Here is a 13,317-nt window from a genome sequence, read left to right as displayed (position 1 = left end):
CTGAATGTATCGAGGTCTGTAGTTAACGGCCGTAAGAGAACTACCATGAATCTGACAATGTTAGTGGCGGTTATCGCCATTTGTTACGTGTGCCTGCTGTGTGTGCTGGCGTGGGGGGCTGAACGCTGGTTTAGTAACCTCACTAAAAAATTACAAAACTGGATTTACGCTTTCAGTTTGGCAGTTTATTGCTCTTCATGGAGTTTTTTAGGCACAGTCGGTCAATCAGCTAAAGATTTTTGGTCTTTCTTACCGATTTTTCTGGGTCCCATATTGGTGTTTATTCTGGGGTTCGGCTTATTGCGTAAAATGGTGATGGTTTCAAAAGAACAAAATATCACCTCTGTGGCCGACTTTATCGCCGCGCGATATGGCAAATCTCAGCCACTCGCGGTTGTTGTCACCTTGATTGCCTTATTCGGCATCATGCCTTATATCGCTCTGCAACTAAAAGCCATGGTTTATGGCCTGAACCTGTTTCAACCCAAACAAGCGGAATTTGATGGTACCTGGTTGGCATTGCTGATCAGTTGCTGGCTAGCGTTATTCGCGATTTTGTTCGGTACTCGTAAGCTGGATGCGACAGAACATAATCCCGGCATGATGTTGGCGATCGCCTTTGAGTCGTTTGTAAAATTAACCGCATTTCTGATCATCGGTGGTGTAGTCGTCTTTGGCGTATTCGGCGGTTTTGGTCCGTTGTGGGAAAAAGCCAGCCTAGCGGGCGTGATCCAAGAGCCCAACATGAGGCTTGAGTATATTGTGCCGGAGTTGTTGGTCGGGATGGCGGCTTTTTTGTGTATGCCTCGGCAATTTCACGTAATGGTCGTTGAAGCTCACGGTGATAAGAGTCTGCGTCGTGCCCGCTGGGTATTTCCATTATATCTGTTGGTGTTTGGCCTATTTGTTGGCCCGATGGCGTTGGCGGGTAAGTTAATGCTGGGCGATTCGGTCGCGCCCGATACCTATGTGATCAATCTGCCTTTATCCATGGGAAGTGATTGGTTAGCCGTGATCGCCATGTTGGGCACAATGTCAGCTGCTACCGGTATGGTGATCGTGGCTGTCGTCACCATCAGTGTGATGATCTCTAATGAATGGTTGGTGCCAGTATTGTTGCGCACCGGGCAGATAAAACGGAGTAACTTCAGTAAGTTTTCCACCCAGCTATTGTACGTCAGGCGTATTGCCATCGTATTAATTGTCGCTTTCGGTTATACCGCATACTTAAGCTTCTCCGACAACGAATCTCTGTCACATATGGGAATGCTGGCTTTTGGCGCTTTTGCGCAATTGGCACCAGCATTAGTGGGGGGGCTTTACTGGAAGCGCGGTAATCGTTCTGGGGTGATGTTGGGCATGGCGGTTGGCTTCGGTGTTTGGGGCGTTCTGTTATTCCGAGATGCAGCTATTACCGGCGATTTATTTACTACCGGCTTACATGCATTTACTAACGTTTCTCCAGACGTAGTGGATATTCTTATCGCCTTAGCAGCTAATCTGGCCTGTTATGTCTTGGGTTCTATGTGGTTTCGCGCCGGGGTGGTTGAGCGTATCCAGGCCAGTGCATTTGTTACCCCCGGACTGATGCGGAGCAGTGGTAATCGACGTGCAGTGCAGATAAGTCAACAGGATCTGTTAATTCTGGCCAGTCGCTTTGTTAGTCCCACCCGTGCCTATGAAAGTTTTTCCCGGTTTTCTCCCGAGGCGGTGCGCAGCGATAGCTGGAATAAATCGGCATCGACCAACTTAATCAACCATACCGAACATCTGTTGGCAGGGGTGCTGGGGGCGTCTAGTGCTTCGGTGGTTATGGATTCAGTGCTGGAAGGTCGAGACTTGGCCTTGGATGAAGTGTTCAGCTTGGTGGACGATGCCTCATCACAGGTGCTGCTTAGCCAGGATATGTTGCGGGCCGCAATTGAGCATGCCAATGAAGGAATGAGTGTTGTTGATAAAGACCTCAATCTAGTGGCCTGGAACCATCGTTATGAGGATTTATATCGTTACCCGCAGGATTTCCTGCAGCCAGGAATGTCAATTGCGAAAGTGATCCGGTTTAATGCGGCGCGCGGTTATTGCGGCCCAGGCAATATTGATGAACATGTTGAACGACGTATGCAGCATATGCGCAATGGAACAGCGCATATGTCGGAACGTCAGCGCAAAGATGGCAAAGTGATCAAAATTCAAGGCAACCCGATGCCCGATGGCGGTTTCGTTATGACATTCACCGACATCACCCAATATCGACAACAGCAAAAAGCCTTACAGGAAGCCAACGAAAATCTTGAGGCGAGAGTCCGGGAACGTACTTACGAGCTGGCATTGCTGAATAGCCAGCTGCTGGAAGCAAAAGCACATGAAGAGATGGCCAATGCGTCAAAAAGCCGATTCTTAGCGGCGGTGGGCCATGACTTGATGCAGCCACTCAATGCTGCGCGGTTATTTACCGCATCGCTGAGCCAGCATCCGAAACTGGAGCAGGATGTGAGCATGACGTTGGAACACATCAATAGCTCTCTGAAAACAGCCGGGGAATTGCTCACCGATCTGCTGGATATCTCTCGTCTGGACTCAGGCAAGGTGGATGTTAATCGTAAGGATTTTGCGATATCCGAAATTTTGAATGGTTTGGCGGTAGAATTTGACGCCATGTCCAAAGATAGTCATATCCGGTTTGCGGCTGTAGCCAGTAATGTGACAGTTAATTCCGATCCAGCACTGCTGAGACGAATTATTCAAAATTTCCTGACCAATGCATTTCGATATGCGAAAGGTGGCAAAGTCTTGCTCGGTTGCCGCCACCGTGCGCAAAATCTGGAAATCCAAGTGCTCGACACCGGGTGTGGTATCGAGGCGAGCCAGTTAAGGGAAATTTTTCACGAATTTAAACGACTCAATAATCCACAGAGTAAGAGTGTTAACGGGCTAGGTTTAGGTTTAGCGATTGCTGATCGTATCAGTAAAGTGTTGCAGCATGAGATTAAAGTATTCTCCATTCAGGGCAAAGGATCGGTATTCTCTATTTTGGTGCCATTAGGTAATAGCCGCAGCATTCCTAAACCTCGCAGTATTACTAACGCCTTTCGCACTCTCACCGGGGTTAAGGTTCTCTGCATCGATAATGAAGAAAGTATTCTGGCCGGACTGGAAAGTTTGTTGACCCGTTGGCAATGTGAAGTCGTTTGTGCCAGTGATATCAGCGATGCGCGCATCAAGTTAGGACTGAAAGGGATGGCGCCTGATATCGTGCTGGCCGATTATCATCTGGATAATGACCGCAATGGTGTCGATGCTATGGATGAAATTCGGACGCTATATGGTGACAAGTTGCCGGGTATTCTGATCACTGCCAATACCAACAAAGCGCTGATTGAAGATGTGGAGCGCCGCGGTTATCACTATATGTCGAAGATGATCAAACCGGCAGCGCTAAGAGCATTGATCTCGGGACTGGTTAAACGTTCATAGAGATGGCATCTGCTGTGTTGCTCTGAGATGCTTGGCGATGGCGCCAAGGTTTATAAACTAAACCGTAACTAATGGTACAGATCATCCAGCACAGTAAAAGACTGGTGAGATCATGGGTCAGAAAGTGGGCTCCACGCAGCTCCTGGCAGATGGCAAAAAGGGTGCCCAGGATGATGGCAAAACTCAGGAATTTCATTTTCATTCTGGGCATATGCTGCACAGCAAAATAGTACAAAGCTACCCAAGCAAAAGCGCCACTACTATGACCGCCAGGGAAACATTGTCCTAAGTCCAGTGACGAAAACACGCTGTCCGGAAATGGGATCCAAGGTTTGCTTCCACCAAACTGCAGCACATCCCATGGACAGCTGACATTACTGTATTCTTTGCCAAAGCGTACCAACAGAATTGAAATGGCAACATTGGCGAACAACAGTATCAAGTCTTTGCGCCATGGTTTGATCGACGCTTTAAAAAAGCTGGCGATCAATGTCACTATCAGCGTTAACGACAAAAGCGTAACCACATGTCGTCCACCGTTATGCAAGATATGTTCTAAAAAGAAGTTATGTCTTAATGCCCAACCGGGTTGACTTCCTTCCTCACGAAACAGCCATTCCGCGATATATAAATCTGCTTTGGTGAGATGTAACACAATCAACACCAACAAACCGCAGGCTAAAGGCAGTAAAAGATGTCGGTATAACCAGCTATGAAAAGGCAGAGCATATGGAGGCATATTTTCAACAGATTGGAGTGATAAAGCGCTGACGATTATTAGTGTTATAGCTTAACAATTGCTTAAGACTAGGTTACAAAAGCGTCAGCGTTATAATTACGTCGAATACGCATGCCTCGCTACATTCACGCCGAGATTATTTAAGGTTGTTGAAATTATTCTCAATCAGTCATGTTTCCAAGTCGTGCCCAATGACATTGCACAATCGAGTAGTCTTGCGGAAACGGATTTATTTGCCGTGGGTATGAATGGTAAATATTTAAGTATCAAACAGTTAAAATTTATGCGGTATCCGGGTTAAAAAATTACCCTTGCATTTGAAGCACATTAATTAGGCGGTGACATCAGTTTTCATTAGATAGAAAGTGGTGGAACGATAAATAAACCATATTAACAATGGGTCAAGTAATGTCGGAGTTATTCAGTTATTAACCCCCGCTTTAGCTTAGGCAAACGTCGCTGGAGTAGCTGTATCCTTACTCAAGCCTTGTTGCAACCAATCGAGCAACAAACTCACTTTTGGCGAAAGATGACGATTTTGCGGATAGAGCCCCCAGACACCCTCAGGTTCGGCCCGATAATGTTCTAAAACAGTCACGAGCGTACCGTGTTGCAGATCAGCATGCACATAATAATCCGGCAATTGCACCAGTCCGAGGCCTTTACGGGCTGCATCACGCAACCCAATCCCGGAATTGCATTGTAATCGTCCATTTACCCGCCAGGTACGTTCTTGTCCCTGTTCTTTAAAGCGCCAATATGGATGATTTCCCACCAGACATTGATGTTGTTGCAGCTCGGATAAACTGTGCGGGACACCATACTGAGACAAATAGTTGGGACTTGCGCAGACATAATTACAGCGAGTGGCGAGTTTTCGTGCCATTAAGCTGGAGTCGGTCAAGTTTCCTAACCGAATCGCCAGATCAAAACCTCCCTCAATGAGATCTAAGGTCTTGTTGGTTAACTCTAAATCTAATTGTAATTTATGATATTTCAACAAAAAATCATTGAGTAGCGGTAACACAAATTGCTCGCCGTATGTGACCGGCGCGGTGAGCCGTAACAAGCCTTGCGGTTCCTGTTTTAAGCTTCCTAAGGTGCGTTCAGCTTTTTCAATGCCATCTTGCAATGCACGGCAATGGCGATAGTAAAGTGTTCCTTCTTCGCTCAGCGTCACTTTACGGGTGGTACGATAAAACAGTTTTGTTGCTAATCGCTTTTCGAGCGCGCTTACCTGACGACTGACCTGTGCCGTTGAAACATTTAGCCGGGTCGCTGCCTGAGTAAAACTCTGACTTTCTGCGACGGCGATGAATTCGCAGATACCTTCCCAATGATTCATTATTACGTATAAGTAAAAGTGATTTGTAGTTTGACTAGATTATCTTGTTATCTGAAATAAATAAAATCAAAAACCACTACGGAAATTTGGTGCAACAACAGAGGAGCAATGATGAGCGCACAATTTATCAAATCTAAAGCAGCAGTCGCGTGGGGGCCTGGCAAACCGTTAAAAATCGAAGAAGTGGACGTGATGTTGCCCAAAAAAGGTGAAGTGTTAGTGCGGATTGTCGCCACCGGTGTCTGCCATACCGATGCTTTTACGTTAAGTGGTGACGATCCAGAGGGGGTTTTCCCGGCGATTCTCGGCCACGAAGGTGGCGGTATTGTAGAAATGGTGGGGGAAGGGGTTACCAGTGTAGCTGTCGGAGATCATGTCATCCCGTTGTACACCGCCGAATGTGGTGAATGCAAGTTCTGTAAATCCGGTAAAACGAATTTGTGTCAGGCGGTAAGGGAAACACAGGGCAAAGGCTTGATGCCTGATGGTACGACTCGCTTTTATAAAGACGGAAAACCAATTTTCCATTATATGGGTTGTTCAACGTTTTCTGAATATACCGTGCTACCGGAAATTTCATTGGCCAAAGTGAATAAGACTGCGCCGCTGGAAGAGATCTGTTTGCTCGGTTGTGGTGTCACCACGGGCATGGGGGCGGTGATGAACACCGCAAAAGTGGAAGCAGGGGCAACTGTTGCCATTTTTGGCCTGGGTGGTATCGGTCTGTCAGCCATTATTGGCGCTACGATGGCGAAAGCCAGCCGGATCATTGGTATTGATATCAATGAAAGTAAATTTGAACTGGCGAAAAAGCTCGGGGCAACTGATTGCATTAACCCGAAAAACTACGACAAACCCATTCAGCAAGTGATTGTAGAACTGACCGATGGCGGTGTTGATTACTCTTTTGAATGTATTGGTAACGTTAACGTGATGCGTTCCGCTTTAGAGTGTTGTCATAAAGGTTGGGGGCAGTCAGTGATCATCGGTGTCGCCGGGGCTGGCCAGGAAATTTCGACCCGACCGTTTCAACTGGTTACTGGTCGTGTCTGGAAAGGCTCGGCATTTGGCGGCGTAAAAGGGCGTTCAGAACTGCCTGGTATAGTTGAAAGATATCTTGCTGGTGAGTTTAAGTTGGATGACTTTATCACTCATACCATGCCACTTGAGCAGATCAACGATGCATTTGACTTGATGCATGAGGGTAAGAGTATCCGCAGCGTCATCCACTACTGATATCGGAGGCATTATGCTGGAACATATCAGCAGTAATAAGTCGTTTTCAGGGTGGCACAAACAATATCGCCATCATTCGCGCGCGTTAAATTGTGACATGCGCTTTGCGATCTACTTACCACCTCAGGCGAATGAAAAGTCCGTTCCGGTATTGTATTGGCTCTCTGGACTCACCTGTACGGATGAGAACTTCATGCAGAAAGCAGGGGCGCAGCGTATTGCAGCGAGCTTGGGTATCGCAATTGTTTGTCCAGATACCAGTCCCAGAGGTGAAGCTGTCGCAGATGCTAAGGATGGCGCATATGATTTAGGACTTGGGGCGGGTTTTTATGTCAATGCTACACAATTGCCTTGGTCCAGTCATTATCGCATGTACGATTATGTGGTGTCGGAGTTACCGGAACTGATTGAACAACACTTCCCTGTAAGTGACAAACGGGCAATCGCCGGACACTCTATGGGGGGCCACGGTGCACTGACTATCGCCTTGAAAAATCCGCAACGTTACACCAGTGCCAGCGCATTTGCGCCGATTTGTCATCCGATTGCTTGCCCTTGGGGACAAAAAGCATTTACCGCTTATCTTGGTGACGATCGTGAACTGTGGAAGCAGTACGATACTGTCGAATTGCTTAAACAAAGCACAGCAGAATTGCCGTTAAAAGTTGATCAAGGCGAAAATGATAGCTTCTTAGCCGAGCAGTTATTGCCAGAAAGTTTGGTGATGGCAGCCCATAAGGCTGGAATTGTCCTCGATTATCAGAGCCATGCGGGGTACGACCATAGCTACTACTTTATTGCGACCTTTATAGAGTCACATCTGCAATTTCACGCACAATATCTTGCTAAGTAGCGAATATTAATTGCAAAAAGGCTCCCCAAGGGAGCCTTTTTTACTGAAATGGATTACTAATTTAACTCAACTTTTTCCATATCTAGCTGCTGCAGCGCAATAACGGCTTGGGTGCGATTACGTACCCCAAGCTTACGGAAAATTGCCGTGGCATGTGCTTTGATAGTCGCTTCTGACACCCCCAGATCGTAGGCAATCTGTTTATTCAACAGACCTTCAGCAAACATCTGTAGCACGCGGTATTGCTGCGGCGTCAATTCAGACAACTTGCCGGCCATTTTTTCTGTATCGTTGTCGTCGTTGATTTCTATCAGCTCGATACCAGCAGGTAGCCAGATATCTCCCATCATTACATCAGTAATGGCGGCCGTGAATGTTTCCATAGAGGCTGACTTGGGAATAAATCCGGCACTTCCATAATGCAATGCCCGACTAATCGTCGCGTTATCTTCGTGCGCAGAAATAATAATGACGGGGAGTTCAGGGTAGTGAGATCGTAAATGAATCAGTGTGGAATAGCCGTGTGAACCTGGCATCTGCAAATCCAGCAATACCAGATCGTAATTGGGCTGTTCGGCATCTAATAGTTGTTGTAATGCATCGGCACTGTCGGCTTCAAACCATTGAGTATTGCTGAATCCTGGAGTCAGTGCTTGTCTTAATGCGTTACGAAATAACGGATGATCGTCGGCAATGATGATGTTCAGATTTTCTGGCTTCATGGCAGTTATTCTTTAGTGTGCGCACATGTAAGTGCAACCACTGTAACAGAAAACGAAAAGTATTTCCTATTGCTTTATCAAGCAGTAAGAGTCTGTAACAACAACTTAGACTTTAGTTGAGTTTGTTCTTTAAAGAAAGGTTTTTATGAATTGAGCACACTGTTTGAGGATGACTGAAATATCGCGATAACGGTTACTGAAGAAAAATACCTTTGAAACCGGGTTCAGTAATCGACAACCGCATCATCATGGCTATGCAATTAATCGATGCGATTGATAAACAGATGAATTAACCTGAGTGGCAGCATTATTTCGAAATTGAAAAATAAAGATAAAAGCCTGACATTAACGCCAGGCTCTTGGTGAAACGCGGTATTCTTTTATTTCTGCAACTTTAAACGCCGGGTTCTGGCTGCATCGGCTAACGCCATTATCAAGTGCTCCGAATCTTCCCAGTTGAGACAAGCATCGGTGATACTTTTGCCATAAACTAATGCCTGGCCAGGTATTACCTGTTGACTGCCTTCTTCAATAAAGCTTTCGATCATCACGCCTGCAATGGCCGTTGAACCTGAACACAACTGCTGCATGATATTATCAGCCACTTCAAGTTGTTTACGGTACTGCTTTTGGCTGTTGCCATGACTGAAATCGATAATAATACCTGAGTGGATCCCCACTTCTTCAAGCTTAGCTTTGGCTTCGTTAACGTACTCTTCAGTATAATTGGGCGACTTGCCACCCCGTAAAATGAGATGGCCATATGGATTACCGTGGGTACGGTATACCGACATATAACCATCTTTATCGGGTGAGTAAAATATATGTGGAACTCTTGATGCACGTACTGCATCTACCGCTATTTTAACATTACCATCGGTGCCGTTTTTAAAACCCACAGGACAGGAGAGGGCTGATGCCATCTCACGATGGATTTGACTCTCGGTGGTTCTGGCACCAATGGCACCCCAGGTAATAAGATCGGCAATATATTGCCCGTTCACCATATCAAGAAACTCGGTAGCGATAGGTAGTTTCAATTCAGTGATACGCTGCAGTATCTGTCGGGCCATGCGTAGCCCTTTATTAGGACTAAAACTGCCATCCAGGTCTGGGTCGGAGATAAGCCCTTTCCAGCCTACAATTGTTCTGGGTTTTTCAAAATATACTCGCATCAGGATACAAAGATCCTCTTTGAGTTCGTGATGTAATTTCGCTAAACGCTGAGCATAATCCAAGGCGGCATCGGTATCATGGATTGAACAAGGTCCAATAATTACCAATAACCGAGGGTCATTACCTTCAATGATGGCGGCAACTTCATTGCGTTGTTGTAAAAGGTAATCCGCGGCTTCCTGAGTGAGAGGGTACTCAGAGGCGAGTTGCGAAGGTGAAATCACCTTACATAATAAGGATGAGCGTAATTCGTCTGTTTTAATTGTCATAGGTACTACCACAGAACTAAACGTGATTATGGATCTTATTATTGGACGTTAACGACTTGTAAGTCGTTAACGTCTATTTTTTGCATAATGACAGATAAATTCAAAGTTGTAACTAAATAACAGTTATAAAAGATGGCTAGTTTTTAACAATATCCCGATCATTTTGGCCAAATTTATGATAAATCCTTAAAACATATGGCGTTCTAATCCTATCGTATCGAGGATCTTTGTCGCAATTTCTTCAACGGACTGGTGGGTGGTATCAATGTAAGGAATTTTCTCTTTACGAAACAACATTTCGACTTCCTTGACTTCTACACGACATTGTCTCAACGAAGCATAACGGCTGTTTTCTAGTCGACTTTCACGGATTTCATGTAAGCGAGCGGGATCTATGGTTAATCCAAATAGCTTATGTTTATTTCTTTTTAGCACTTCTGGTAACTTAAGATTATCCATATCCTCTTGAATAAAAGGATAATTTGCTGCTTTAACCCCAAACTGCATAGAGAGATATAAGCTAGAGGGTGTTTTCCCACAGCGTGACACTCCCACCAGAATAATATCGGCCTCATCCATATGTTTCAGCGTTTGGCCGTCATCGTTCTCCATAGCGAAATTAATTGCCTCAATACGGGCATCATAACTTGCATTTAACATACTATGAGTTCGGTGCATGCTTGGCATGGCCTGCACTCCTAGCTGACTTTCCAGTGGCGCCACAAAGGTATTCAAAAAATCATAATCCAGCCCCTCGCTGGAATAAATGATGTCGCGGATCTCCGATTTAACAATTGAATGGAAGACTAAAGGACGCTGTCCTGTTGTAATAAAACTATCATTAATAAGTTTTTTTACAGCCTCAGCTTTGACAATTGTTTCCACAAATGGAATCGTAACTGAATCAAATTTAAGGGGAAATTGGGAAAGCACCGCATGTCCAAACACCTCTGCCGTGATGGCAGTACCATCCGAAATATAATACACTTTTGGTGCCATACCTACCTCATGTAGTAATTAAATTACAAACAAAATTATACATTTACGCTCTTTTCTCTGAAGTGTAAAATGCTTGGGCCCCATTTTGAAGGGCCACTTAAATAAACTTGCGGAGATAGAACTGTGCAGCAATATGTACTCTGGTATCAGGAATTAGGCATGGAGGATGTCAGCAAGGTTGGCGGTAAAAACGCTTCCCTTGGTGAAATGATAAGTAACCTGGCCAACGCCGGTGTTCAGGTACCCGGCGGCTTTGCGACCACCTCTTACGCTTTCAATCAATTTCTCGAGCAAAGCGGAGTCAACCAAAAGATATATGACATTCTGGACACATTGGACGTTGATGATGTCAATGCATTGGCAAAAGTTGGTGCACAAATAAGACAATGGGTCATAGAAACACCTTTCCAACCTGAGTTGGAACAGGCTATCCGGGATGCCTATGACAAATTGGCCGCTGAAACAACTGAAGCGTCTTTTGCCGTTCGTTCATCAGCTACTGCAGAAGACATGCCCGACGCATCTTTTGCTGGTCAGCAGGAAACCTTCCTGAACGTTAAAGGTTTTGATGCTGTACTGGTAGCAATTAAACACGTTTATGCTTCTTTATTTAACGATCGTGCAATTTCTTACCGTGTGCATCAGGGCTATGACCATCGCGGTGTTGCTCTGTCAGCTGGCGTACAGCGCATGGTGCGTTCTGACAAAGCAGCTTCAGGTGTAATGTTTACCATCGATACCGAATCCGGTAACGATGATGTGGTATTTGTGACCTCCGCATTTGGTCTGGGTGAAATGGTAGTACAGGGCGCGGTTAACCCTGATGAGTTTTATGTTCACAAGCCAACTTTGAAGGCCGGTCATCAGGCGGTGGTTCGCCGTAATATTGGTAGCAAACTGATCCAGATGGTTTACTCCGATGACCAGTCTCATGGTAAGCAGGTGAAAATCGAAGATGTTGCGCCAGAAAAACGCCGTCAGTTCTCTATCACCGATGAAGAAGTGATGGAGTTAGCTAAACAAGCACTGATTATCGGCGATCACTATGGCCGTCCAATGGACATCGAATGGGCGAAAGATGGTAACGATGGCAAGCTATATATTGTGCAAGCTCGCCCCGAAACTGTTCGTTCTCGTGAAGATGTGCAGACCATTGAGCGCTACCACCTGAAGACTCGTGGTGAAGTGATCTGTGAAGGTCGCGCTATCGGTCACAAGGTCGGTGCCGGTGTCGCTAAAGTGCTGCATTCACTGGACGAGATGGATAAAATCCAGCCTGGCGATGTTTTGGTAACCGACATGACTGACCCAGATTGGGAACCAATCATGAAACGCGCCAGTGCGATTGTGACTAACCGTGGTGGCCGTACTTGTCACGCAGCAATTATCGCTCGTGAACTTGGCGTGCCTGCTGTTGTTGGTTGTGGTGATGTAACTGACAGAATCAAAAATGGTGAAGAAGTCACTGTCTCCTGTGCTGAAGGTGATACCGGTTACATCTACAAAGGCAAACTGGAATTTGACATGGTTTCTAGTCGTGTAGATGCCATGCCTGAACTGCCAATGAAGATTATGATGAACGTAGGTAACCCCGACCGTGCATTTGATTTTGCGCGCTTGCCTAACGCAGGTGTTGGCTTGGCACGTTTGGAATTTATCATCAACCGTATGATTGGTATCCATCCAAAAGCATTGTTGGAATTCGATCAGCAAGATGCTGCACTGAAAGCCGAAATCGAAGAGATGATTGCCGGTTATGGTTCTCCGGTTGAATATTATGTGGCCCGTCTGACTGAAGGTATCGCTTCTATTGCTGCAGCGTTCTATCCGAAGAAAGTGATTGTGCGTATGTCTGACTTCAAGTCTAACGAATATGCCAACTTGATCGGTGGTGACCTTTATGAACCTGACGAAGAAAACCCAATGTTAGGTTTCCGTGGTGCTAGCCGTTACGTGTCAGAATCTTTCCGCGATTGTTTTGCACTGGAATGTGACGCCATCAAGCGTGTTCGTAACGATATGGGATTGAAAAACGTAGAAGTGATGATCCCATTTGTTCGTACACTGGATGAAGGCCGCAAGGTTGTTGAACTGTTGAAAGAACAAGGTTTGGAACGTGGTAAAGATGGTTTGCGCGTTATTATGATGTGTGAAGTACCATCAAATGCGATTCTGGCTGACCAATTCCTGGAAATTTTTGACGGTTTCTCAATTGGTTCTAATGACTTGACTCAGTTGACTCTGGGTCTGGATCGTGACTCCGGCATCATCAGTCATCTGTTTGATGAACGTAACGAAGCTGTGAAAGCCTTACTGGCACTGGCAATAAAAGCCGCGAAGAAGAAAGGTGCTTATGTTGGTATTTGTGGTCAGGGTCCTTCAGACCATGCCGATTTTGCTGCTTGGCTGGTAGAGCAGGGTATTGATACCGTATCTCTGAACCCCGATACAGTAATCGATACTTGGTTATATCTGGCTGAAGCTCAAAGTTAACCGCTTCACAA

The 13,317-nt window shown here is 45.7% G+C and carries 9 protein-coding genes; 4 read left to right on the top strand and 5 right to left on the bottom strand.

Annotation, left to right across the window (positions count from 1 at the left end; all coding sequences use genetic code 11):
* The first annotated feature begins 45 nt into the window (after positions 1–45).
* Entirely contained in the window at positions 46–3,474 is a 3,429-nt protein-coding gene (locus PY479_RS14395) for a PAS domain-containing hybrid sensor histidine kinase/response regulator (RefSeq protein ID WP_275484187.1), read from the top strand.
* Here PY479_RS14395 and PY479_RS14390 read toward each other — a convergent pair.
* On the bottom strand, positions 3,461–4,138 hold the full coding sequence (locus PY479_RS14390; protein WP_275484186.1) for a phosphatase PAP2 family protein: 678 nt from the start codon (positions 4,136–4,138) through the stop codon (positions 3,461–3,463). The two genes, PY479_RS14395 and PY479_RS14390, sit on opposite strands and share 14 nt — an antisense overlap.
* 520 nt (positions 4,139–4,658) lie before the next feature.
* Entirely contained in the window at positions 4,659–5,558 is a 900-nt protein-coding gene (locus tag PY479_RS14385; RefSeq protein WP_275484185.1) for a LysR substrate-binding domain-containing protein, read from the bottom strand.
* Between the two features lie 111 nt (positions 5,559–5,669).
* On the opposite strand from PY479_RS14385, the gene PY479_RS14380 reads away from it, so the two are divergent.
* Positions 5,670–6,794, top strand: a complete 1,125-nt coding sequence (locus PY479_RS14380; RefSeq protein ID WP_275484184.1) for an S-(hydroxymethyl)glutathione dehydrogenase/class III alcohol dehydrogenase — start codon at positions 5,670–5,672, stop codon at positions 6,792–6,794.
* Between the two features lie 10 nt (positions 6,795–6,804).
* Positions 6,805–7,647: an S-formylglutathione hydrolase gene (gene fghA / locus PY479_RS14375; protein WP_275484199.1), complete on the top strand. Its 843-nt coding sequence runs from the start codon at positions 6,805–6,807 to the stop codon at positions 7,645–7,647.
* 56 nt (positions 7,648–7,703) lie between these two features.
* On the opposite strand, the gene PY479_RS14370 is transcribed toward fghA, so the two are convergent.
* From PY479_RS14370 to PY479_RS14360, 3 genes are all read right to left on the bottom strand, one after another.
* On the bottom strand, positions 7,704–8,369 hold the full coding sequence (locus PY479_RS14370) for a response regulator transcription factor (protein WP_275484183.1): 666 nt from the start codon (positions 8,367–8,369) through the stop codon (positions 7,704–7,706).
* Between the two features lie 380 nt (positions 8,370–8,749).
* On the bottom strand, positions 8,750–9,814 hold the full coding sequence (locus tag PY479_RS14365; protein WP_275484182.1) for a 3-deoxy-7-phosphoheptulonate synthase: 1,065 nt from the start codon (positions 9,812–9,814) through the stop codon (positions 8,750–8,752).
* A gap of 186 nt (positions 9,815–10,000) precedes the next feature.
* The gene (locus tag PY479_RS14360) at positions 10,001–10,813 is read right to left on the bottom strand and encodes a pyruvate, water dikinase regulatory protein (protein WP_212596339.1); all 813 of its coding nucleotides are present in this window, start codon (positions 10,811–10,813) and stop codon (positions 10,001–10,003) included.
* A gap of 123 nt (positions 10,814–10,936) precedes the next feature.
* Between PY479_RS14360 and ppsA the strand changes: the two genes are divergently transcribed.
* Positions 10,937–13,306, top strand: coding sequence for a phosphoenolpyruvate synthase (gene ppsA, locus PY479_RS14355; RefSeq protein ID WP_212596340.1), 2,370 nt, complete (start codon positions 10,937–10,939; stop codon positions 13,304–13,306).
* Positions 13,307–13,317: the final 11 nt, after the last annotated feature.

It is taken from the genome of Shewanella sp. A32 (assembly GCF_029167175.1).
GTDB classification, from domain to species: Bacteria; Pseudomonadota; Gammaproteobacteria; order Enterobacterales; family Shewanellaceae; genus Shewanella; species Shewanella yunxiaonensis.
The sequence above is the reverse complement of the archived record's forward strand: the minus strand, read 5'-3'. Positions and strand labels throughout refer to the sequence as shown.

Bases quoted from the DNA above. Each gene is read 5' to 3' on its own strand.
- PY479_RS14385 (WP_275484185.1), bottom strand. From the start codon at position 5,558: ATGAATCATTGGGAAGGTATCTGCGAATTCATCGCCGTCGCAGAAAGT.
- PY479_RS14395 (WP_275484187.1), top strand. From the start codon at position 46: ATGAATCTGACAATGTTAGTGGCGGTTATCGCCATTTGTTACGTGTGC.
- PY479_RS14360 (WP_212596339.1), bottom strand. From the start codon at position 10,813: ATGGCACCAAAAGTGTATTATATTTCGGATGGTACTGCCATCACGGCA.
- PY479_RS14365 (WP_275484182.1), bottom strand. From the start codon at position 9,814: ATGACAATTAAAACAGACGAATTACGCTCATCCTTATTATGTAAGGTG.
- PY479_RS14380 (WP_275484184.1), top strand. From the start codon at position 5,670: ATGAGCGCACAATTTATCAAATCTAAAGCAGCAGTCGCGTGGGGGCCT.
- PY479_RS14370 (WP_275484183.1), bottom strand. From the start codon at position 8,369: ATGAAGCCAGAAAATCTGAACATCATCATTGCCGACGATCATCCGTTA.